Here is a 21,927-nt window from a genome sequence, read left to right on the forward strand (position 1 = left end):
TCGCCGGTGCCGAGGGTGTAGTCGGCGCCGTTGTTGCTGTCCCAGGTGCCGGAGCCGTTGTTGAAGGCCGCCTTGAGGCCGGTGGCGGAGCCGAGGGCGATGGTCTTCTTCACCCAGCCCGTGCACGCGTTCTCCATGGCGAGACCGGGTGAGGTGGTCCAGGTGCCGCCGGTGGGGGCGTAGTGGATGTGGTGGGCGGGCCAGTTCTTGTCGGTGCTGTAGTAGACGGTGGCCGTGTTGTCGCCGGGCTTGTCCCCGAGCTTCGCGCCGATGTGGAGGGCGACGGCGTCGTTGCTGCCGATGGTGGCGGTGAACTTGCCGTCCGCGGCGACGGTGTACGTGGTGCCGGTGCAGCCGCCGTTCGCGGTCGGGTCGCCGTGCTGGACGTCGCAGTAGGTGCCGGCCGGGAGGGAGGTCTGGAAGGTCTGGGTGAGCGACCCGCCCTCGTGGTTGACGGCGACGAACGCCTTGGTGCCGCGGCCGAAGGCGATGGCGTTGTTGCCGTTGTCCCACCAGTTGGTGAGGCCGGTGCCCTCGGAGACGTTGCGGAAGTCCACCATGTTGGCGATCTGGCGCCAGGCGTGCTGGCAGCTCCAGCCGTCGCTGTGACAGGCGTTGACGTTACCGCCGTTGGGAGCTCCGGCGTCCCGGTTGGCGAACTCGTACCCGGAGTGGACGGACGGAGCGCCGAAGGGGTGGGCGAGCATGAAGACGTGGGCGAGCGTGTAGTTGGCGCCGTCGCGGTAGCTCAGGCTGGAGCCGTTGCGCTCGGTGTCGTGGTTGGCGACCATGGTGCCGCTCTTGCCGGAGGCCATGTAGCCCCAGGCCTCGCCGAAGTTCTTCAGGTAGGACAGCTTCTCACCGGTCAGGGTGCGCTTGAGGTCGGTGGTGTAGCGGAACTCCTGGACATCGCCGGTGGCCAGGTACTCGCTGGGCGAGACGGCCTCCCCGGCGCCGTGGATGGCCTCCTGCATCCAGTGGACGCTCTGGTCGGTGAGCTTGCCGCGGATGGCGGCGAGATCGTCGGCCGGTATGTGCTTGACGGCGTCCATGCGGAAGCCGTCGACGCCCAGTGACAGCAGGTCGTTGAGGTATCCGGCGATCCTGCCGCGGACGTGGTCGCTGCTGGTCCTGAGGTCGGCCAGGGAGGGCTGTCCGGTCTCGCCGAGCTCGCAGTGCTGGACGTTGTAGCGGTCGGTGTAGTTGCTGCCGATGGGACGGCGGCAGCTGTTGAAGTCGGCGTCCCCGTAGGTGCCGGGGTAGTCGTACTTGCTGTACTGCGTGCCGGCGGTGCCGGTGCCCGAACCGGACGTCATGTGGTTCAGCACGGCGTCGACGACGACCTTCACACCGGCGCCATGGCAGGTGTCGACCATGTTCTTGAAGGCGGTGCGGTCGCCGAGAGGCCCCTGGATCTTGTAGCTGACCGGCTGGTAGGCGGTCCACCAGGCGCTGCCCTGGATGCGCTCCTGCGGCGGGGAGACCTGCACGTACCCGTAGCCCTTGGGGCCGAGGGTGCGCGTGCACTCGCGGGCGATCGAGTCGAAGTTCCACTCGAACAGGACGGCGGTGACCTTCTTGTCGCCGTTGACGGTCGGTGCGGCCACCGCCGGCTGGGCGGACGCAGTGAGGGCGGTGGTCAGGCCCAGGATCAGGCCGACGCCCGCCAGGGCGGCGGAGATTCTTCTTGGGGCGGGTGCGGTCGAGCTCATACGGCGGCTCCCGAAGGGGTGGGGGTGGGGATACAAGTCGCGGAGGTTACGAGTCCCACGTTCCGCAAAACATTGCTGTAACTTTCAGCAAGTGATTGAAAGTTAGGGTGGCCGTCGCACCGGGTCAAGACCTCCGGCGTGACCATTTCGCTCGCTGACACCGGATCAGGAACCCTGCCGCCGAATCGCGTGAGCTTGAGGGCGGGGCGGGGCGGGGCGGGGCGCGCATTAGGGCCGGGGCAAGCCCTGCATCGCTTCCGGGAACCCGCCTCTGCAACGCTGCTGTCCGGTCTCGGTTCCCGGTGCTCCGGCGGGAGCCGCGCGGCAGGGAGCCGGACCCTTACAGGCCACGAGGCGCCGAAGCCGCCGGCCGGCGGACCCGGTGAGGGTGACCGGCGCGTCGGGAAACGGCGGAAGCGCTGCCGTCCACGGCGCCGGCCGAGTCGCCTGCCGCTGCCAGGCGCTGGTGCCGGGTCTGCGGTGAGGAACAGGCGCCAGGAAAAGGGGCGTCCATGGGGGCTGGTCAGGGTGGTTCATCCAGGACACTCCAGGCGAGCAAGCCCTGGAGGTCGGCCACATGCTGGAAGACGTCGACGGGCAAGTCGTCCATGGTGAGGACGCCCGCGGCTCGGTGATCGTCCAGGACGGGCGGGTGTCGGCACCGGGATGTGCGGAATCCGGTGGGCCCGCGCGGATGCCGTCGGCGACGTTCACTTGGGTCACCGGCGAGGTCATCACCGAGTCGACCGTCTTGTCCGGGCCGACGTTTTCGGTGAGAGCGGCCAGGGTGAGGTCGCGGTCGGTGACGATGCCGCGGAGGGCCTCGCCGTGTCCGTCCGATCGGCCCCGAAACCGGCAATGACCATGCGTGCGACGCCGACCTGGCGATGCGGGACGCAGGGCGCGTGGCGGTGGCCCACCCTGATCTTGCGCAAAGATCTGAAATTCCTTTCGCGAGAGGGTTGACCGGTTCTCCCCCCAAGAGGGAGGGTCAGCCCATGCCCGCACACGTACCGCCGATCGCCGACGAACGCGAAGGCCTGCTCGCCTACCTCACCCAGCAGCGCCAGGCTTTGCGCGCCACCGCCCATGGACTGACGGACGATCGGGCAAGGGCGACACCCACCGCCAGTGAACTGAGCATCGGTGGCCTCATCAAACATGCCGCACGGTGCGAGGCAGGTTGGACCGACCTGATTCTCCAGCGGCAGCGCGGGCGACGGCGGACGGCAGACGAGAGCGACAACGCCGAATTCGTGCTCACTGCGGAGGAGACGCTCGCCGATGTGCTGGACCAGTACGAGGCCGCGGCCCAGGAGACAGACGCGGTGATCGCCGAGATCGCCGATCTCGGCCAGGCCGTGGCCGTCCCACAAGGGCTGCCATGGTTCCCCGCCGACGTGAAGAACTGGTCCGTTCGCTGGGTGCTGCTGCACCTCATCGAGGAGACGGCTCGGCACGGCGGTCACGCCGACATCATCCGTGAAACCATCGACGGCGCCACTCTTTTCCCCCTGATGGCCGCCGCCGAACAGTGGCCCGACCCATGGTTCAAGCCCTGGCAGGCCCCGGCCGGCTGAACGGCGTAAGCGGCTGTTGTCTTCCTGCGAAGAGCATGGCGTCGATAGCGTGCTTGTGGCCGTGGATCGAGCCGTGCCTCGCGCTCGCCCGGCTCATCGGCTTTTCAGTCACTCGTCTGTAGAGCGCCGGCGGCCTGCGAGTCGTCGGCTGCCGCGCCAACCTGGTTGCCGACTCTGGTTCGTGATCAGCACGCGGCAGCGGGGCTCGCGGTAACCGAGGCGTGGCATGCGTGCCACCAAGAGTCCCTGCCTGCGACGAGGGGAGTGCGCGCACTGCACGTCGAGCCCTCCCGCGGTCTGCCGCCGCGCCCCCACGTGACGGGCCCTATGCCTTGAGGGCGCCGTCCGTCCCCGGTTCGTACGGCGATTCGTGCGCCAGGCATCTGGTCCGGCCTCGACTCCCGACTCGGGTGATCAGGTAGATGTCGAGTCAACTCCAAAGACTCTCAGGCATGGTTGATGCGCGATCACGGCCCGTGGGTCTGGTGCTGTGCTGTCGGGGTCGCGCCCGGCCGCGCGGGCAGGGTGCTCAAGCGGCGGTGGTCTTCTGTTCCTGGAACTCGCGGAAGGCGGCGAAGGCGCGCGGGCCGAAGACCGTGCCCGGCCCACCGTTCATCAAGATGGCGACCCCTATCGCCTCGGCTGCCTCCTGCTCGGTGGCGCCGTGCCGGACGGCGGCCTGGGCGTGATGGGCGATGCAGCCGTCACACTCCTTGCTCACCGCGATGACCAGCGCGATGAGCTCCTTGGTCTTGGCGTCCAGCGCACCGGATTCCAGCGCGCTGTCGTGGAGCTGCTTGTAACCCTCGTACACCTGCGGGATCGCGCGCCGCAGCTCACGGCCGGGTGCCCGCAGTTCGTCCCGTACCTGGGTGCCGTACGACATGATGCGTCTCCCTCCTGGCGGCCGCCGGCCACCGGAGCGGCGCATGGGGAACACGGCGCCGGGCGGTGGAGAGCGACCGTGGGGATACGCGGCAGGCTCACCACCGGCATGCTTGCCGTAACGGTTGCCGCGCAGGGTCGACATTCGGACCGTACCTCCATCGTTGCGCCGCATCCCGCCGGGGGCCAGTGCGTCGCGGCCCCCGGGCAACGTCGCGTCGGGGCGCACCGTGCGGAGGCCTCGGGGGTGGCGGTGGTCAGCTCTGCACGGCGTCGCGGCGGCTCACGTGCCGGTTTCTGCAACGGTGGCGAGTGCGGCGTCGAGGCGGCGTGCCGCATCGTCCGCCACGGGGGCCATGGCATCGACACCGGTGAGCGTGACCATGGTCGCGGGGTCGATCGCCTGCACGATCACCTGGTCGCCGTCGGTGCGGACCACGACGTTGCAGGGCAGCAGCAGCCCGATCGAGCGGTCGGCGTCCAGGGCCTGACGGGCGAGTGGGGGGTTGCACGCTCCGAGGATCAGGTACGGCTCCATGTCGTGGCCGAGCTTCGCCTTGAGCGTGGCCCGGACGTCGATCTCGGTCAGGATTCCGAAGCCCTGGTCGGCGAGGGCGCGGCGGACGGCCTCCACCGTCTCGTCGAAGGTTCCGGAGACCTTGATGGTGCGGTCGTAGTGCATGGTCTTCACCTCACTGTTCGGATGGCGACCGCGTCGGCATGCGGCCGACCCGGTTCGTCGTGGCGCTGGAGGTCGGCCCGGGGCGGGGACGCGAACAGCAGCATGATCTCCTGACGCATCCGGCCGGAGGCGGACGACAGGCGCTGAAGGGCCGTTCGAAGTCCTTCGGTCGCGATCTCGTGGTGGCGCTCCGCGCGTCAGTTCCGCTCGGCCGTGGGGGTGGCGGCCTGCCGGCGGACGTCGTCCATGTCGACGGACCGGATCCTGGCGATCAGTTCCTCCAGGGCCTGCGGAGGCAGTGCGCCGGGCTGCGCGTAGAGCACGACCCGGTCGCGGACGGCCATCAGGGTGGGGATGGAGGAGATCTGGAAGGCGCCGGCGAGTTCCGGCTGCGCCTCGGTGTCGACCTTGCCGAAGACGATGTCCTGGTGACGCTCGGCCGCCTTCTCGTAGACGGGGCCGAACATGCGGCAGGGTCCGCACCATCCGGCCCAGAAGTCGATCAGCACGATCTCCGAGCCCGTGACGGTCTGCTCGAAGTTTTCCTTGGTCAACTCGACTGTCGGCATCGGTTCCACTCTCCTCTCGTATACCCGGTGGGGTATATGAGAGCTTCAACGGGGGTGCGTGCGGGTTTGTTCCACGGCCCCGTCATCCAGCGGCTCAGGCATACCCGGGGGGGTATTTGACAACCCTGGCAGGAGTTGCTTACCGTCGAAGACGTAATACCCAGGGGGGTATCTGGAGGTGAATCTCGCTCATGGCTCGTGAAGTGGACCTGGAGACCTTCGCCGCGGCCTGGACTGCCGGCGCCATGGTTCTCGACGTGCGGGAGCCGGAGGAGTACCGGGCGGCGCACGTGCCTGGTGCGCACCTCGCCCCGCTCTCGACGCTGGCCGCCGCGCTGCCCCGAGTGCCCGAGGGGCGAACGGTGTATGTGATCTGTGCCAGCGGTAACCGCAGTCAGTGGGCCGCGGACCGCCTTGCCGCCGTCGGGATGGATGCCCTTTCCGTCGCCGGCGGGACCCGGGGCTGGGCAGGCACGGGCCGCCCGGTCGTGACGGGATCCGCCCCCGGGGCGGTCTGACCCTCCCTCGTTCACGCGGGCCCGCCCCTCCGGGGAGCGGGCCACCCTTTGACCTCTCGGATACCCCCCAGGGTATTCGAGTCATCGCCTACGGAGGTTTCCGTGTTCTTCGCCCAGTACTACCTCGACTGCCTCTCGCAGGCGTCGTACATGATCGCCGACGAGACCACCGGCAAGGCGGTGGTCGTCGACCCCCGCCGGGACGTCTCGGAGTACCTGGCGGATGCCGAGGCTCGCGGCTTCACCGTGGTCGGCGTCATCAACACTCACTTCCACGCGGACTTCGTCGCCGGACACCTCGAGATGGCGGCCGAGACCGGCGCCTGGATCGGCTACGGCCGGCGCGCCGAGACCGAGTACCCCATCCGCAAGCTCGCCGAGGGCGAGACGATCAGCCTTGGCGACGTCACCCTGGAGATCATGGAGACCCCCGGGCACACCCCGGAATCGATCAGCGTGATGGTCTACGAGCACGGCCAGGACACCGTCCCGTACGGCGTGCTCACCGGTGACGCGCTCTTCATCGGTGACGTGGGCCGCCCCGACCTGCTCGCCTCCGTCGGCGTCACCGCCGACGAACTCGGCGCCATGCTCTACGACAGCGTCCAGAGCAAGCTGATGGGCCTGCCGGACGAGGTGCGGGTCTTCCCCGCGCACGGCGCCGGATCCGCCTGCGGCAAGAACCTTTCGACGGAGAAGCAGTCCACCATCGGCGAGCAGCGGGCCGCCAACTACGCCTGCGCGCCCATGTCGCAGGAGGACTTCGTGGCGATCGTGACCGCCGGTCAGTCCGCTGCTCCCGGCTACTTCGTCTACGACGCGATCCTGAACCGCAGTGAGCGTCCGCTGTTCGATCCGGCCGTCGCACCGAGGCCGCTGAGTGCCGAGGACTTCACCGGCCTCCGCGCTTCCGGCGCCGTGGTGGTCGACGCCCGGGACCCGCAGGAGTTCGCCGCCGGACACCTGCGCGGCTCGGTGAACGTGCCGGCCGACGGCCGGTTCGCCGAGCAGGCCGGCACGGTCCTGCCCGCCGATGCCGACCTGCTGGTGCTCGCCCCGCAGAACCGCGAGGAGGAGATCGTCACGCGCCTGGCCCGGATCGGCTTCGACCGCGTGGCCGGATACCTGCGCTCTCCGGAGGACGCCCTGACCGCCCTGGCCGACGAGGTCACCCCGGCCAGCCGCCTCACCGCCACCCAGGTCCGTGCCGCCCTGGCGGGCGACAACCCGCCGGTCGTCATCGACGTCCGCAACTGCGGCGAGCGCGGAGACAACGGCTTCATCGACGGCGCCCTGCACATCGCGCTCGGCGAGCTGCCCGGCCGCCTGGACGAGGTTCCCCGCGACCGGCCCCTGGTCCTGCACTGCGCGGGCGGCCACCGCTCGTCGATCGCCGCGAGCCTGCTGCGCCACCACGGTTTCACCGACGTCTCGGACATCCTCGGCGGCTACGCCGCCTGGGCGCTGCTGAACACCCCGGCGACCGTCTGACCGGCTGGCACGCCCGCAGACCGGCCCTTCCCGGTCGCGACGAACCGCCGGCGCCCCGAGGGGAGACCCTCTGCCCTGACGGGCCCTCCTCGCGCGGGCGCCGGCCCTTGACTTCACATATACCCCGCCCCGTATTCGCGTACGGAATCCCCTCACCACGACGGAGTTCTCATGACGACCGACGCCTCCCGTATCGCCGGCCTCACCCCCACCGCCCTTCAGCAGCTGATCGACAGCGGACGCGGCCCCCGCGTGCTGGACGTGCGCACCCCGGGCGAGTTCCGGACGGTCCACATTCCCGGTGCCTACAACGTCCCGCTGGACACCCTGCGCGAGCACCGCGCCGAACTCCTGACCCACCTCGACGAGGACGTCGTCCTCGTCTGCCGTTCCGGTGCCCGCGCAGCCCAGGCCGAGCAGGCCCTCGCCGAGGCCGGTCTGCCGAACCTGCGCGTCCTGGACGGCGGCATGATGGCCTGGGAGGCCGCCGGCGCCCCGGTCAACAGGGGCGAGGCGCGCTGGGACCTGGAGCGCCAGGTCCGCCTGATCGCCGGATCGATCGTGCTCGTCACCGGCGTCGTGGGCGTGTTCGTGCACGGAGCGCACCTGATCGGCACCGCGATCGGCGCGGGGCTGACGTTCGCCGCGCTCAGCAACACCTGTGCGATGGGCATGATGCTGTCCAAGCTGCCCTACAACCGCGGTCCGCGCACCGACATCCGCACCGTCATCGCCTCCCTGCGGGACCGCTCGTGATCACGCTCGTCCTCGTGGCGTCCGTCCTGATCGGCGTCAGCCTGGGCATCCTGGGTGGCGGCGGTTCCATCCTGACCGTGCCGATCCTGGTCTACCTTGCCGGGATGGACACCAAGGAGGCCATCGCCACCTCCCTGTTCGTCGTCGGTGTCACCAGCCTGGTCGGGCTCGTCCCGCACGCTCGCGCGGGGCGGGTGCGCTGGCGCACGGGTCTGATCTTCGGCGCGGTCAGCATGGTCGGCGCCTATGGCGGCGGACGCCTCGCCGAGTACGTCCCCGGCACCGTCCTGCTCGTCGCGTTCGCCTTGATGATGCTCGCCACCGCCTTCGCCATGCTCCGCAAGTCCCGCAAGGCGAAGGCGGCCAAGCCCGCCCACACCGAGCTGCCCGTCAAGCACGTGATCGTCGAGGGTCTTGTCGTGGGCGCCGTCACCGGCCTGGTCGGATCCGGCGGTGGCTTCCTCGTCGTCCCCGCCCTCGCGCTGCTCGGCGGACTGCCCATGAGTGTTGCCGTCGGCACCTCGCTCCTGGTCATCGCCATGAAGTCCTTCTCCGGACTCGCCGGCCACCTCAACGGAGTCCAGATCGACTGGAACCTCGCGCTGATGGTGACCGCCGCGGCCATCGTCGGCAGCCTGATCGGCAGCCGCTTCGCCGGACGCATCCCCCAGGACACCCTCCGCAAGGCCTTCGGCTGGTTCGTCGTCGTCATGGGCGTCTTCGTCCTCAGCCAGCAACTGCCCCATGCTGTCTGGGCCAGCCCGCTCACCTGGACCGGCATCGGCCTTGCGGCAATGACTGCTGTGACCTGGGGCACAGTGCGGGCACGCCGCCCACGGCCCGCCACGGACGCGCCCCAGGTAGGCTCCCGGGAATCGGCCGCACACCCCTAGTGTTATACCCGCAGGGGTATTCTTGAGTCGATGGTCGGTGAGAAGGAGGAACCCGGTGAAGGTGGAAGAAGAGGCGGCGACCGCGGTCCTCAACCGGCTGCGGCGCGCTCAAGGGCAGCTCGCGGGCGTCATCGCCATGATCGAGGCCGGCCGCGACTGCAAGGACGTCGTCACGCAGCTCGCCGCCGTCTCCCGCGCCCTCGACCGGGCTGGCTTCAAGATCGTCGCCAGCGGGATGCGCCAGTGCCTGGCCGAGAGCGAGGAAGGCGCACCCCCGATGAGCGAGCAGGAACTGGAGAAGCTCTTCCTCACGCTCGCGTGACACACGACGGCGGCCGGCGCACAACCGCCGGCCGCCGTCGGTTCACGCTGCGGGCGGACGTGCGCGCACGCCTTCCGCCGGGCTGGTCATCAGTTCCCTGCCCATGACCGAGCCAACAACGACCTGCCCGACCGTCACCACCGAAGAAACTTGCGGTACTTGGAGGCGGCGATGGGGAACACGACACCCGTTCGGTCGGCCAGGAGAGGGCGCGTAGCTCCGCCACCCGGCCGTCGTGTCCCCGATACGGTCCGCGATCAGCGGTAGCATCCGCGCTCGCACGGATGCGCAGACGCCTTCTTCCCGTACATCGAGCAGCTCGCGGATCTCTTGCAGGGCCAGGCCGAGGAGTTTCGCGGAGGAGATGAAGGCCAGCCGGTCGACCGCGTCCTCGCCGTACACGCGGAACCCGGACGCGGTCCGCTCCGCCGGCAGCAGTCCGGCGGTCTCGTAGAAGCACAGCGTCGTCGCCGGAACACCGGAGAGTTCGGCCGGCTGCGAGATCCGGTAGGCCGCCGTGCAGCCGACGGGAAACCTTCGACCCCACTCGAAGGTCAAGCCCGTTCGGCCGCCCGTCGCCGGGCGAGTCGGGAGGCGGCCATGCCGGCCAGGAGGGCGGCAAGTGGCACGACGATGTTCGTCCAGGGGTCCCGGACGGGTTCGTAGGAGGCGGTTCCGTCCTTGATGACGATGAAGCCGCGGGGTCGGGCTGCGGCTCCTCCGCCACCTCCTCCGCCTTCGCCGTTCTTGGTCGCCGTGGTGTCGCGGCCCGCTCCGCCGCCGAAGCCGTAGGCGATCTCCGCGACGGGGATGACGGTGACACCGCCGCTGGTGACGGGCTCGCCGTAGACGGCCCGTACGGAGGCCCGTGCGCCGAGTTTGTCAGCCAGGTGTTCCAGGAGGTCTGCGGAGACGCGAACGATGTTCGACTTCGCCGACGGGGTGCGCTGGGCCTTGTCGTCCGGGATGGTCATGGGGTGCCTCCGTGGTCACTGCGTACGGCGGTGCCAAGGATGTGCGTGCCGGCCGGCATCCGGATCCTGGTCTCCGGGAAGTCGAAGCGGTCGATGGTAGTCAGGGCGAAGCCGGCCGTGGCGATGGTGCGCCGGGTGTCGCGCCCGGTGTGGCAGCCGCCCATCAGTCGCGGCCAGACGGTGGCGTCGAGGGCGCGCTGGACGCGCCGCATCGCGGGAGCGTCGGCCTGGACGTGTTCGAAGAACCGGAGCTGTCCGCCCGGTCGGAGGACCCGGTGGAGTTCGGTGAGCGCCGCATGCGGGTCGGCGATGGAGCAGAGCGTCAGGCACACGACGGCTGCGTCGAAGGAGGCGTCGGGAAAGGGAAGTTGCTCGGCGTGGGCATCGCGCATCTCCACCGGCACGGGAGTGCCGGGGGTCCGGTCCTGGGCCAGTGCGCGGAGGTTCGGTTCCGGTTCGACGGCGACGAGTCGCCTCACCTCGGGCGGGTAGTGGGGGAAGTTCAGGCCGTTGCCCGCTCCGATCTCGATCACCTCGCCGGTCAGGCCGGCCAGCAGGCGCCTGCGGTGTTCGGCGACGCCCGCCTTCTCCAGGGCGGGGCCGGCGAGCTTGGCGTAGAAGCGGGCGAAGAGCGGGTGCGGCTTGATCGGTTGCGTCATGGCGACCGTCTCCTCTGTGGCAGTCCCCGAGGGCTACTCTAGTTTGCGGAGGTGCTACATAGTGAAGTCACTTCACGATATGCCGGAGCGGCCCGTTCTCGCCAGGGCTTCGCTCGACAGGCTCTTCGAGCTCGCCGAGGTCCTGGGCGCGATGATGCAGCGGGGGGTGGCCGAGAAGGGGCTGACCACGGCGCGCGCGGGGGTGCTGTGGGCTCTGTTTCACGACGGGCCCATGACGCAGCGGGCCCTGGCCACCCAGCTGGGAGTCACGCCTCGTAACGTGACCGGGCTCCTCGATGCGTTGCAGGGGGACGGGCTGGTGGTTCGCGAGGCGCACCCGACCGACCGGCGGGCGACGCTCGTCTCTCTTACGCAGGAGGGGCGTTCGGTCACGTCGGCGCTGCGGGGCGGGCGCGATGAACTGGCCGCCTTGCTGTTCGCGGACGTGCCCGCCGATCAGCTCGACACCTTCACCGCGATTCTGGGGCAGGTGACCGAGCGGCTCAGGGTCGTCGGCACCGACGGCCCCGAGTGACCATTTGGGCGGGCAGGCGCGTGCGAGCTGCTGCAGCCGGGTGTCAGGGCGCGCTTCTGTGCCAGGGCGCGTCGGGCCTGGTGCGGTGCGCGTCGGCCGCGAGTCGCAGGGCGTAGACCGGCCGTCCGGCGGTGTCAGGGATGGGGCCGAGGTAGTGGTGGCCGGTCATGTGGCACCAGGCGGGCAGGTCGAGCGGGGCCGCGGGGTCAGTGGCGATGACGTGGACGACAGTGCCTGGGTTGGCGCCGTCGATCTCCTTGCGCAGCCGCAGCAGGAGGGTGACGCAGAGCAGGCCGGTGCCATCGACGGTGATGCCAGGGGCAGGGTTGTCCGGGGTCGTTACGTTCATCAACCGGCTTCCGGGGCGGCGGCGGGGTGTCGTGGATCGTCGGGGTCGGTCAGGGCAGGATGTGCGTGCCTGACGGGAGGGCCGCGCGGATCAGGGCCGCTGCCGCCGTCTCGATGCCCCCCTGCGGGCGTGGAACGCCGTCGGGGACATCGTTCATGCTGCCGCCCCGGCGTGCACGGGAAGGTCGGCCAGGCGCCACTCGAGCATGCCGTCGTTGAGCCGGATCGCCCGTCGGCCGTGGTCGGTGAGCAGGCGTACGGCGTCGTAGGCGAGCGCGCAGTATTCGCCGCGGCAGTAGACGACCACCTCGTTCTCCTCGGGCAGCTCGCCGATCCGGTCGGCCAGCTCCGGGACCGGGATGCACACAGCCCCGGGGATGTGTCCGGCGAGGTATTCCTCCAGCGGCCGTACGTCGAGGACGAGCACGTTGCCGACCTCGACCCGGGCCAGGAGTTCCTCGTGGGTGACCTCGACGGCGTCGATTCCGTGCCGGCTGTCCTCGCCGAGGTAGGCATCGCGGGCGGCCGGGACGGCGGCCTGGTGGCGGTCGGCGACCTTGCGCAGCAGGGCGAAGAGCTGGGCGACGTCGTCGCCGGCGAGCCGGTAGTGGATCCGGACGCCTTCGCGTCGGGTGGCGACGAATCCGGCCTGCTTGAGGGTCTGCAGATGCGCCGAGGCGGTGGTCAGGTTCAGCCCGGCGGCCTTCGCCAGGGCGTCGACGGTGCGCTCGCCCTGCGCGAGCAGATCGAGCAGTTCCAGGCGCTTTCCGCTGGCCAGTGCCTTGCCGCTGGCGGCGAACGCGTCGTAGAGGGCGGCCTTCGTGCCGCTGGTGGTGGCATCCCGCATTGCATCCTCCAAATATCCATGGATTACTATAACTGATGTCGGGGCGGTGACGCTTCCCGCCCGGCGCACCCCCTTGGGAAGGACGGCACGATGGGTTTCGCCGACGATCACCTGATTCCGCTGGTCGACGAAGGGCTGGGCAACAGTGCCTACCTCGTGGACTTGGCCGACGGGCGTGCGCTGGCTGTCGATGCCAGCCGTGACCTGCGCGCCCTGCACGCCGCCGCTGAGCGGCGCGGTCTGACCGTGGCGTACGCGGCAGACACACACCTTCACGCCGACTTCCTCTCCGGCGCCGTGCAGCTCGGCCACGACCACGGTGCGACGATCCTGGCCTCCGCCGCCGGAGGGCGCGTCTTCGACCACCAGGGCCTGGCCGAGGGCGACGAAGTCGACCTCGGCGGGCTCACGCTTCGGGCGCTCGCCACCCCCGGCCACACCGACGAGCACCTCTCCTTCCTGCTTCTCGACGGCGCCCGCGAGCTTGGCGTGTTCACCGGCGGGTCGCTGATCGTGAACTCCGCGGCCCGCACCGACCTCCTCGGCGCCGACCGTACGGAGGAGTTGGCCCGGGCCCAGTACCACTCCCTCCAGCGGCTGACCGCCCTGCCGGACGAAACGGCCGTGTGGCCCACGCACGGGGCCGGGTCCTTCTGCTCCGCCCCGCCCGGAACGAAACGCACCACCACCATCGGCGCCCAGAAGCAGGCCAACCCGCTCCTCGCCGCCCCCGATGAAGGCGCCTTCGTGTCCCAACTCATCGCAAGCCTGGGCACCTACCCCACCTACTTCGACCGGCTCGGCGAGGCCAACCGACGCGGGCCCGCCGTGGTCACCGGCACCCCGCTGCTGACCGAGCTCTCCGCCGAACGGGTCCGCGCCCTCGTCGCGGACGGCGGCCACGTCGTCGACGTGCGCCCGGCCGCCGACTACGCCGCCGGCCACATACCCGGATCGCTCTCCATCCCCCTGCGCGGCCAGTTCGCCACCTGGCTCGGCTGGCTCCTGCCCGACACCGCTCCCCTCGCCTTCGTCATCGCCGACGGCCAGGACCTGAGCGAGATCGTCTGGCAGGCGTACAAGATCGGCTACGAGCGCCTCGCCGGCCGCCTCGCGGGTGGGATGACCGCTTGGACCGCTACAGGTCACCGGCTGGCCACGACTGCCTTCGTCACTGCCGACCGGACGGACAGCCGTCCCTATGTCGACGTGCGGCAGGAGTCGGAGTTCGCCGCCGGACACGTCCCCGGCGCGGTCAACATCGAACTGGGCGGCCTCGCCCCCGTCGCTGCGGACGCCCCCGAGGGCGCGGTCGTGGCCTGCGGGCACGGCGAGCGCGCCATGACCGCCGCCAGCCTCCTCGAACGCGCCGGCCACACCGACGTCGCCGTCCTCGACGGCGGACCGGCCGACTACGCCGCCGCCCACGGCGAGCAGCTCGTCCAGGGTGCGGAGGGCCATCGCTCGTGAAGACCACCCCCACCTCGACGGCGCCGACGGACGCCTCCAGTCGTCCGGTACGCCTCGGCCTGCGCGAGAACCGGCTCCAGTTCACCCTGCTGGTCATCGTCAACATCTGCGTCGGCGGCCTGGTCGGCCTGGAACGCACCACCGTCCCGCTCATCGGCTCCGAGACGTTCGGCCTCACCAGTGACCTGGCCGTCTTCTCCTTCATCATCGCCTTCGGCCTCTCCAAAGCCCTCACCAATCTCGCCGCCGGGGCTCTGACCTCCCGCTTCCGCCGCAAGCAGCTGTTGGTGGCCGGCTGGCTGATCGGCATCCCCGTCCCCTTCGCCCTCGCATATGCGCCGTCGTGGGGCTGGATCGTCGCGGCCAACGTCCTGCTCGGCCTGAATCAGGGCCTGACCTGGTCGATGACCGTCAACATGAAGATCGACCTCGTCGGTCCCTCACGCCGCGGCCTGGCCACCGGGCTGAACGAGGCCGCCGGCTACACCGCCGTCGGCGTCACCGCCCTGCTCACCGGCTTCCTCGCCACCAGCTACGGCTTGCGCCCGGTCCCCGAACTCATCGGCGTGGTCTTCGTCGTCGCGGGCCTTGCCCTGGCCCTCGTCGTCCGGGACACCGCCGCCCACGTCGCCCTCGAACTCGCCCACCACACCAAGCCCCTGCCCGCCGACGAGGACACTGCCCTGAGGGCTACGTTCAGCCGGACCTCCTGGCACAACCGCTCGCTGCGCGGCGCGAGCCAGGCAGGTCTGGTCAACAACCTCAACGACGGGCTCACGTGGGGCGTCTTCCCGCTGCTGTTCACCGATCACGGCCTCGGTCTCGCCGCTGTCGGCCTGATCAAGGGCCTTTACCCGATCCTGTGGGGCCTCGGGCAGATCCCCACCGGCCACCTCGCCGACCGCATCGGCCGCAAACCCCTGATCGTCTACGGGATGCTCGTCCAGGCCGTCGGCTTCGTCATCGCCCTCGCCCTGCTCGACAACCCGCTTCTCGCCGGCGTCCTCTCCGCCGTCGCACTCGGCCTGGGCACGGCCATGGTCTACCCGGCCCTGATCGCGTCCATCTCCGACCACGCACACCCCGCCTGGCGTGCCAACGCCCTCGGTACATACCGCTTCTGGCGAGACATCGGCTACGCGGTCGGCGCCCTGGTCGCCGGCATTCTGGCCGACTGGCTTGGCCTCAACGCCACCGTCATCGCCGCCGCCGTCCTCACCGCCGGCTCCGGCCTGCTCGCCGCCCGCTGGATCACCGAGCACCGGCCTGAACCCCACTGAATCACAAGCCCGCCCGCCCCGGACGGCGCCGGCACGAGCGGCCAGGAGGACACGATCAGACCTTCTCGGCGGTGACGCGTGGGTGGTCGGCGGTGAGCATGGTGATGCCCCCGACGCCTCGAAGTGCCTGACGCGGTACGCCTCGGCGTACTGGACGCGCGCTTCTTCCATGGCGGCTTCCCAGCGGATGCGCTTCTCACGGTCGAGTGGCGAAGCGTGACCTTGCTCCCAGACGCCGGCCGAGCCGCAGTGCATCTCGGAGATCGAGGCCGTGCCGATCCTCGTGCAGACCTACATCATCCGCAGCGCGACGCGTGGACGGCAGGTGCTCAGGAGCGGGACCGGCATCCCGCCCGGCCGGCGTCCGGGCTTATCCCGCTACCACCGTGACGCACGGGGGGTGGCCGAGGGTGATGACGTGTTCTGGAAGGGATACAGGATGCACCTCACGTAGACCTGCACCACACTCCTCGGCAGCGACGCCGCAGCGGCAAAGGGCCCCAAGCGGAGGCCGATTCCACACGCGGCCATCCAGTGCATCGCAGAAAGGCTGTACTTCAAGCTCTTCTGACTGAAAGGAAGCTCAGCCCGCCCCAGAGCCGAAGGGCCCTGCGGCCACGGCCGAACAGGCCCTCGCCGCCGGGTACCGCATGACCTGCCGCCAAGGACTGTTGCCGCCCGGTTCCGGCGGGTGCCGGTGACAGGGTTCAAGTGCTCCCCGGGCGTCGCGCAGAGGCCGGGGAGCACGTCCTGTGCCCTGCTTCCGCGGCACTTCGAAACCGACCTCACGGGGGTCCCATGTCTTTTCACGTCGACTCCGAGACCGGCCGTCTTAAGCAGGTCATCCTGCACCGGCCGGACCTGGAACTGAAGCGGCTCACTCCCACGAACAAGGACGCTCTTCTCTTCGACGACGTGCTGTGGGTCAAGCGCGCCCGCGAGGAGCACGACGCTTTCGCCGACACGCTGCGCGACCGTGGGGTGCGTGTCCATCTCTTCGCGGACCTGCTGACCGAGACGCTGGCGCTGCCCGCCGCTCGGCAACTGATCATGGACAGGGTCTTCGACGAGCGGGAGTTCGGGACCTTGGCCACCGACCGGTTCCGTGCGTACTTCGACTCCCTGGAGCCGGCAGCACTCACCGCGTGCCTCATCGGCGGTGTCACCAAGGGCGAACTGCGGCAGCCCCTCGGGGCCGTACCGAGTGTCCGGCTCCATGCCATGGCGCCGGACGATTTCCTGCTCGCGCCTTTGCCCAACCACCTGTTCACGCGCGACACGTCGTGCTGGGCGTACGACGGGGTGAGCGTCAACCCGATGAGCAAGCGGGCCCGCCGCCGGGAGACAGTTCACTTCGAGGCCATCTACCGTCACCACCCCCTCTTCGACAAGGGCGAGTTCCACCGGTGGACCGATGGCGAAGGGGCCTACCCGGCCACCATCGAGGGTGGTGACGTCCTGGTCATCGGCAACGGTGCCGTACTCGTCGGCATGAGTGAGCGCACTACCCCGCAGGCGGTGGAGAACCTGGCGCTGCGGATGTTCGCCTCGGGTTCCGCCCGGCGGGTGGTGGCGGTCAACATGCCGAAGCGCCGCAGCTTCATGCACCTGGACACCGTGATGACGATGGTCAGCGGTGACACCTTCACCCGTTACGCCGGCCTGGGGATGCTGCCGGCGTCCACGATCGAACCCGGTACGGCCGGGCAGGGGCTGAAGATCACTGACCACGCGCCCGAGTACATGGACCAGGCCATCGCGGACGCCCTGGGGCTGCCGTCCGTCAACGTGCTCACACCAAGCCAGGACGTGCGTTCCGCCGAGCGGGAGCAGTGGGACGACGGCTGCAACGTGCTGGCCGTGGAGCCCGGAGTGGTCGTCGCCTACGAGCGCAACGTCACCACCAACACCTACCTGCGGAAGAACGGCATCGAGGTCATCACCGTGCGCGGCAGTGAGCTCGGCCGAGGCCGCGGCGGCCCGCGGTGCATGAGCTGTCCCATCGAACGGGAAGCCGCCTGACGCACCTCGGCGTCCTTGGCACCCACCCCTTCACGCCCCTGACACACGCACCCAGGAGTTCGAACATGCCCGTCGGCCTGAGCCATCGCACCTTCCTCAAGGAACTCGACTTCACCCCTGAGGAGTTCCGCCACCTGCTGGAACTGTCCGCAGGGATCAAGGCAGCCCGTCGCAGCGGATGCGAGGAGCAGCGGCTGCGCGGCAAGAACATCGCCGTCATCTTCGAGAAGACCTCGACCCGCACCCGCTGCGCTTTCGAAGTGGCCGCCCATCAGCAGGGCGCCCACGTGACCTACCTCGATCCCGCCGGCTCACAGCTCGGCCACAAGGAATCGGTCAAGGACACCGCCCGGGTGCTGGGCCGTTATTACGACGGCATCGAGTACCGGGGCAGCGACCAGCGCCTGGTGGAGGAACTGGCCCAGTACGCCGGCGTGCCGGTGTGGAACGGGCTGACCGACCAGTGGCACCCCACCCAGTCCCTCGCCGACGTGCTCACCATGGGGGAACACGCCGACAAGCCGCTGCACCAGGTGTCCTTCGCCTACCTGGGGGACGCACGGAACAACGTCGGCAACTCGCTGCTGATCACCGCGGCGATGCTCGGTATGGACGTACGCATGATCGGCCCCAGCTCCTTGCACAACGCACCGGACGTGGTCGAGGAGGCACGCAAGGTGGCGGCCGGTACCGGCGCACGGATCACGCTCACCGAGGACGTGGCCGAAGGTGTGGCCGGGGTGGACTTCGTCTACACCGACGTCTGGCTGTCGATGGGGGAGCCGTCCGAGCTGTGGGACGAGCGCATCGCTCTGCTCAAGCCCTACCAGGTGACCTCCGCCGTCCTCCGGGCGACCGGGAATTCGCGCGTGAAGTTCATGCACTGCCTTCCCGCCTTCCACAACAGCGACACCACCGTCGGCGCGAAGATCGCCGCCCGCACCGGCATGACCGCGCTGGAAGTCACCGACGAGGTATTCGAATCCCCCCACTCCATCGTGTTCGACCAGGCCGAGAACCGGCTCCACACCATCAAGGCGGTCCTGGTCGCCACCCTCGCCGACTGAACCCCGCCCGCCCCCGTCCCTGGAGAACACTCATGCGTGTCGTCGTCGCCCTGGGCGGCAACGCCCTGCTCCGCCGCGAGGAGCGGCCGGACGCCGCCGTGCAGCTCGCCAACATCCGCGCCGCCGTGGCGGCCCTCGCCCCGCTCGCCCACGAGCACGAGCTCGTCATCACCCACGGCAACGGCCCCCAGGTCGGCATCCTCGCCCTGGAAAGCGCCGCCGACCCCGCCCTGAGCGACCCCTACCCCTTCGACGTCCTGGGCGCGGAGACCCAAGGCATGATCGGCTACTGGCTCCTGCAGTCCCTGCAGAACGCCCTGCCCGGCCGCCAGGTGTGCGCCCTGCTCAACCAGACCCTGGTCTCCGCCGCCGACCCCGCCTTCACCGACCCGGCCAAATTCGTCGGCCCCGTCTACGACCAGGAGGAAGCCGAACGCCTGGCCGCCAAGCGGGGCTGGACGGTCAAACAGGACGGCACGCACTGGCGGCGCGTAGTCCCCTCGCCCCGACCCCAGAGGGTCGTGGAGACCCGGCTGATCCGGCTGCTGCTCGAATCGGGAGCGGTGGCCGTGTGCGCGGGAGGCGGCGGCGTACCGGTCATCCGTGACGAGCAGGGACAGCTGACCGGCGTCGAAGCCGTGGTGGACAAGGACCTCACCGCCGCCCTGCTGGCCGAGGCGCTGGACGCCGACGCCCTGCTGCTGCTCACCGACGTCCCCCACGTCTCGCTCCACTACGGCACCCCCGACGCCGAACCCATCGGACAGACCACCCCCGCAGCGCTCCGAGCTCTGAGCTTCCCGGCCGGATCGATGGGCCCCAAGGTCGACGCCGTGTGCCGGTTCGTGGAACTTACGGGCGGCACCGCCGCCATCGGCGCCCTCCGAGACGCCCGCGCCATCCTCGACGGAACCGCCGGCACCGTCGTCACCTCCATCGGCCGCGACCTCGACCGCCGCCCCGACGCGCATGAGGACCTGACATGAGCCTCGCCACACCCCCCGTAGCCCCCGAGCCCGCCGCCGACGATGCCGGCTCCGCGCGCGCGAAGCGGAGTTTCACCTTCCCCTCCGCGTTCACCGTCCTCATAGCGGTCACCGTCGCGGTCTGGGCCCTGACCTTCGTGCTCCCCGCCGGCCGTTACGACACCAAGGACGGCAGCCCCATCCCGGGCACCTACCGGACGGTGGAGGTGACCACCGGCTTCTGGGAGCGGCTCAAGGACCTGTTCCTCTCACCGGTCAACGGCCTGTACGGCGTCACCGACGCCCAGAGCGGTCTCACCACACCCGGGGCCACCGGCACCTTCGCCGGCGCCGCCGGAGTGTTCCTCTTCATCCTGGCCGTGGGCGCCTTCATCACCGTCACCCTGCGCACCGGCGCCCTCACCGCCGGAGTGGCCCGCCTCGCCCAACGCCTGCGCCACCACCGGGAGATACTGCTCGTCGTCCTCATGACGGTGTTCTCCCTCGGCGGCACCACCTACGGCATGGCGGAGGAGACCCTCGGCTTCTACGGGCTCGTGATCCCCCTGATGCTCGGCCTGGGTTACGACCGCATGGTCGCCGCGACCGTCATCATGGTCGGCGCCGGAGTCGGCACCCTCGCCTCCACCGTGAACCCGTTCGCCACCGGAGTGGCCTCCGACAGCGCCGGCATCGGTACGGGAGACGGCATCCTCCTCCGTCTGGCGATGTGGGCCGGCCTGACGGCCCTGGCAGCCGCGTACGTGCTGCGCTACGCCGGCCGCATCACAGCCGACCCCACCCGCTCCCTGACACCGTGCACCGAGGACGACCACCGCCTCCAGGCCGAGGGCGGCCGACAGGTGGAGCTGACCGGTCGTCAGCGCATCGTCCTGGGCCTCTTCGCGGCCACCTTCCTCTTCATGATCTTCGCCGTGGTCCCCTGGGCCGATCTCAACATCACCTTCCTGCCCACACTCGGCTGGTACTTCCCCGAGCTCGCCGCCCTGTTCATCGTCGCGGCCATCCTCGTCGGGCTGATCGGAGGACTACGGGAGAAGGGCACCGCGGAGGCCATCACCGCCGGAGCGGGAGACTTCGTCGGCGCGGCGATGATCGTCATGCTGGCCAGGGGCGTCACCGTCATCATGAACAACGCCAGCGTCACCGACACCATCCTCGACGCCCTGCGCGGGGCGGTGTCCGGCACGTCCTCCAGCGCGTTCGCCGTCCTGATGTTCGGGGTGAACCTCCCCCTGGCGTTCTTCGTCCCCTCCTCCTCCGGCCACGCGGCCCTCGCCATGCCGATCCTGGCGCCGCTGGCCGACTTCGCCGGAGTCAGCCGGGCCCTGGTGGTCACCGCCTACCAGTCGGCCTCGGGGTGGGTGAACCTCATCACCCCCACCTCCGCCGTCGTCATGGGCGGCCTCGCCCTGGCCAAGGTCCGCTACGACCAGTACCTGCGCTTCATGGCACCCCTCATGGGCATGTTGCTGGTGGCGGTCGCCGGTTTCCTGGCGCTCGGCGCGGCCGTGAGCTGAAACCGGTTCTGATGTCCTCGGCCGGCGGAACGATGCACTCGGCCCGCCGGCACGCCACTGTCTCTGCCGCGGTACGGGTCTCATGGCTCTACCGGACGGGCCATCAGGCCCCTGGGCTCCACACCGCTGTTCGGCGACAGTGTGATCCGGCAGGGGCAGGGTGCCCATCAGCCGCTCAAGGAGGTGGGCCCCATGCCCGGACTGCTGGCCATCGGAGCCATCACATCGATCGGGCTCGGCGCGATACTCGTGTTCGCCGTCGACTGGCAATGGGAGGGCGCTGACCGCCCCCTGGTGGGACTGATCATGATGGCGGTCGGCATGCTCGCCCTGGTCGCCGCCACGCACATGTACGGCCATGACTCCCATTCCGGGAAGGCGTCGTGAGTCCGCGGGTCCACACCAGCACCATCCTTCCCAGCGGTGGGCCCAAGGCGCCTGACGGCAGGTGAACTTGTTCCGACGCCCGAGACCCGACGCCCGAGACCCGACGCCCGACGCCCGACGGTAAGACCCGTGGGGTGACAGCCCCGACGCCACGCCCGGCGTCGGGGCTGTCGTCGTTGTGATGCCGTTCTGGCCGACCGCGGTGGGGCACGGCGGGCCCGGCGCTCTCGTTCCTGTCATGGGACAGGGCGCGTCGCGCATCGTCCGCATTCGGGCGATCTCTGCGGTGTGGGTAATGATGATGTCGCCGGTAAGCGTTTTGACGGGACCGTAGGCGCCTTGCCGCTTCCCGGCTCGGCCGCCAGGAAAGGCTTCCCGCGCAACGACCGGGGCCCGGTGTGGCCGCCTCCCCTCAGGGGAAGCG

Annotated in this window: 23 protein-coding genes; 14 read left to right on the forward strand and 9 right to left on the reverse strand. The window is 69.9% G+C overall.

Going from position 1 to position 21,927, the window contains the following annotated elements:
* On the reverse strand, positions 1 to 1,712 hold a 1,712-nt coding region (locus ACWFR1_RS37250; RefSeq protein ID WP_453559750.1), incomplete at its 3' end, for a carbohydrate binding domain-containing protein.
* Between the two features lie 998 nt (positions 1,713 to 2,710).
* Between ACWFR1_RS37250 and ACWFR1_RS37255 the strand changes: the two genes are divergently transcribed.
* On the forward strand, positions 2,711 to 3,292 hold the full coding sequence (locus tag ACWFR1_RS37255) for a DinB family protein (protein WP_453559752.1): 582 nt from the start codon (positions 2,711 to 2,713) through the stop codon (positions 3,290 to 3,292).
* A 529-nt stretch (positions 3,293 to 3,821) separates the two neighbouring features.
* Here the strand turns inward: ACWFR1_RS37255 and ACWFR1_RS37260 are convergent.
* From ACWFR1_RS37260 to trxA, 3 genes are all read right to left on the reverse strand, one after another.
* Positions 3,822 to 4,178: a carboxymuconolactone decarboxylase family protein gene (locus ACWFR1_RS37260; RefSeq protein ID WP_453559755.1), complete on the reverse strand. Its 357-nt coding sequence runs from the start codon at positions 4,176 to 4,178 to the stop codon at positions 3,822 to 3,824.
* 282 nt (positions 4,179 to 4,460) lie between these two features.
* Positions 4,461 to 4,859 carry a DUF302 domain-containing protein gene (locus ACWFR1_RS37265; protein WP_453559757.1) on the reverse strand — a complete coding sequence of 133 codons (399 nt, stop codon included), beginning with the start codon at positions 4,857 to 4,859 and terminating at the stop codon, positions 4,461 to 4,463.
* A 197-nt stretch (positions 4,860 to 5,056) separates the two neighbouring features.
* Positions 5,057 to 5,428 (reverse strand): thioredoxin, encoded by a 372-nt coding sequence (trxA, locus tag ACWFR1_RS37270; protein ID WP_453559759.1) that lies wholly within the window; start codon positions 5,426 to 5,428, stop codon positions 5,057 to 5,059.
* 191 nt (positions 5,429 to 5,619) lie between these two features.
* Between trxA and ACWFR1_RS37275 the strand changes: the two genes are divergently transcribed.
* The 5 genes from ACWFR1_RS37275 (at position 5,620) to ACWFR1_RS37295 (ending at position 9,408) form a co-directional block, all read left to right on the forward strand.
* A complete protein-coding gene (locus ACWFR1_RS37275; RefSeq protein ID WP_453559762.1) occupies positions 5,620 to 5,946 on the forward strand; it encodes a rhodanese-like domain-containing protein in 327 nt (108 codons plus the stop codon).
* A gap of 102 nt (positions 5,947 to 6,048) precedes the next feature.
* On the forward strand, positions 6,049 to 7,437 hold the full coding sequence (locus ACWFR1_RS37280; RefSeq protein WP_453559765.1) for an MBL fold metallo-hydrolase: 1,389 nt from the start codon (positions 6,049 to 6,051) through the stop codon (positions 7,435 to 7,437).
* A gap of 171 nt (positions 7,438 to 7,608) precedes the next feature.
* Positions 7,609 to 8,193 carry a rhodanese-like domain-containing protein gene (locus ACWFR1_RS37285; protein ID WP_453559768.1) on the forward strand — a complete coding sequence of 195 codons (585 nt, stop codon included), beginning with the start codon at positions 7,609 to 7,611 and terminating at the stop codon, positions 8,191 to 8,193.
* Positions 8,190 to 9,086, forward strand: a complete 897-nt coding sequence (locus tag ACWFR1_RS37290) for a sulfite exporter TauE/SafE family protein (RefSeq protein ID WP_453559770.1) — start codon at positions 8,190 to 8,192, stop codon at positions 9,084 to 9,086. Before ACWFR1_RS37285 ends, ACWFR1_RS37290 begins: the two co-directional genes overlap by 4 nt.
* Before the next feature lie 55 nt (positions 9,087 to 9,141).
* Entirely contained in the window at positions 9,142 to 9,408 is a 267-nt protein-coding gene (locus ACWFR1_RS37295) for a metal-sensitive transcriptional regulator (protein ID WP_031004254.1), read from the forward strand.
* A 42-nt stretch (positions 9,409 to 9,450) separates the two neighbouring features.
* Here ACWFR1_RS37295 and ACWFR1_RS37300 read toward each other — a convergent pair whose 3' ends face one another.
* From ACWFR1_RS37300 to ACWFR1_RS37310, 3 genes are read right to left on the reverse strand one after another with little or no spacing between them, the layout of a single operon-like run.
* Positions 9,451 to 9,966, reverse strand: coding sequence for a MerR family transcriptional regulator (locus ACWFR1_RS37300; protein ID WP_453559774.1), 516 nt, complete (start codon positions 9,964 to 9,966; stop codon positions 9,451 to 9,453).
* Positions 9,963 to 10,382, reverse strand: a complete 420-nt coding sequence (locus ACWFR1_RS37305) for a GerW family sporulation protein (protein WP_453559776.1) — start codon at positions 10,380 to 10,382, stop codon at positions 9,963 to 9,965. The genes ACWFR1_RS37300 and ACWFR1_RS37305 overlap by 4 nt, the downstream gene beginning before the upstream one ends.
* Complete coding sequence (locus ACWFR1_RS37310; RefSeq protein ID WP_453559779.1) at positions 10,379 to 11,041, reverse strand: class I SAM-dependent methyltransferase; 663 nt, start codon at positions 11,039 to 11,041, stop codon at positions 10,379 to 10,381. The genes ACWFR1_RS37305 and ACWFR1_RS37310 overlap by 4 nt, the downstream gene beginning before the upstream one ends.
* Positions 11,042 to 11,102: 61 nt before the next feature.
* Here ACWFR1_RS37310 and ACWFR1_RS37315 point away from each other — a divergent pair, with 61 nt between their 5' ends.
* Entirely contained in the window at positions 11,103 to 11,576 is a 474-nt protein-coding gene (locus ACWFR1_RS37315; protein WP_453559781.1) for a MarR family winged helix-turn-helix transcriptional regulator, read from the forward strand.
* 43 nt (positions 11,577 to 11,619) lie between these two features.
* Here the strand turns inward: ACWFR1_RS37315 and ACWFR1_RS37320 are convergent, their stop codons facing one another.
* On the reverse strand, positions 11,620 to 11,925 hold the full coding sequence (locus ACWFR1_RS37320; protein WP_453559783.1) for a sulfurtransferase TusA family protein: 306 nt from the start codon (positions 11,923 to 11,925) through the stop codon (positions 11,620 to 11,622).
* 153 nt (positions 11,926 to 12,078) lie between these two features.
* The gene (locus tag ACWFR1_RS37325; protein WP_453559785.1) at positions 12,079 to 12,771 is read right to left on the reverse strand and encodes an ArsR/SmtB family transcription factor; all 693 of its coding nucleotides are present in this window, start codon (positions 12,769 to 12,771) and stop codon (positions 12,079 to 12,081) included.
* 90 nt (positions 12,772 to 12,861) lie between these two features.
* Between ACWFR1_RS37325 and ACWFR1_RS37330 the strand changes: the two genes are divergently transcribed.
* The 7 genes from ACWFR1_RS37330 to ACWFR1_RS37360 all read left to right on the forward strand — a co-directional run bounded on the left by ACWFR1_RS37330 (position 12,862) and on the right by ACWFR1_RS37360 (position 21,503).
* Complete coding sequence (locus ACWFR1_RS37330) at positions 12,862 to 14,241, forward strand: MBL fold metallo-hydrolase (RefSeq protein ID WP_453559788.1); 1,380 nt, start codon at positions 12,862 to 12,864, stop codon at positions 14,239 to 14,241.
* Positions 14,238 to 15,521: an MFS transporter gene (locus ACWFR1_RS37335; protein ID WP_453559791.1), complete on the forward strand. Its 1,284-nt coding sequence runs from the start codon at positions 14,238 to 14,240 to the stop codon at positions 15,519 to 15,521. Before ACWFR1_RS37330 ends, ACWFR1_RS37335 begins: the two co-directional genes overlap by 4 nt.
* 798 nt (positions 15,522 to 16,319) lie before the next feature.
* Entirely contained in the window at positions 16,320 to 17,543 is a 1,224-nt protein-coding gene (locus ACWFR1_RS37340; protein ID WP_453559793.1) for an arginine deiminase, read from the forward strand.
* 65 nt (positions 17,544 to 17,608) lie between these two features.
* Positions 17,609 to 18,610, forward strand: coding sequence for an ornithine carbamoyltransferase (gene argF / locus ACWFR1_RS37345; protein ID WP_453559795.1), 1,002 nt, complete (start codon positions 17,609 to 17,611; stop codon positions 18,608 to 18,610).
* A gap of 32 nt (positions 18,611 to 18,642) precedes the next feature.
* Positions 18,643 to 19,596, forward strand: coding sequence for a carbamate kinase (gene arcC / locus ACWFR1_RS37350; protein WP_453559798.1), 954 nt, complete (start codon positions 18,643 to 18,645; stop codon positions 19,594 to 19,596).
* Positions 19,593 to 21,116, forward strand: a complete 1,524-nt coding sequence (locus ACWFR1_RS37355; RefSeq protein ID WP_453559800.1) for a YfcC family protein — start codon at positions 19,593 to 19,595, stop codon at positions 21,114 to 21,116. The genes arcC and ACWFR1_RS37355 overlap by 4 nt, the downstream gene beginning before the upstream one ends.
* Positions 21,117 to 21,308: 192 nt before the next feature.
* The gene (locus tag ACWFR1_RS37360; RefSeq protein ID WP_453559802.1) at positions 21,309 to 21,503 is read left to right on the forward strand and encodes a hypothetical protein; all 195 of its coding nucleotides are present in this window, start codon (positions 21,309 to 21,311) and stop codon (positions 21,501 to 21,503) included.
* The last annotated feature ends 424 nt before the right edge of the window (positions 21,504 to 21,927 follow it).

Source organism: Streptomyces sp. NPDC055103, from assembly GCF_053607625.1.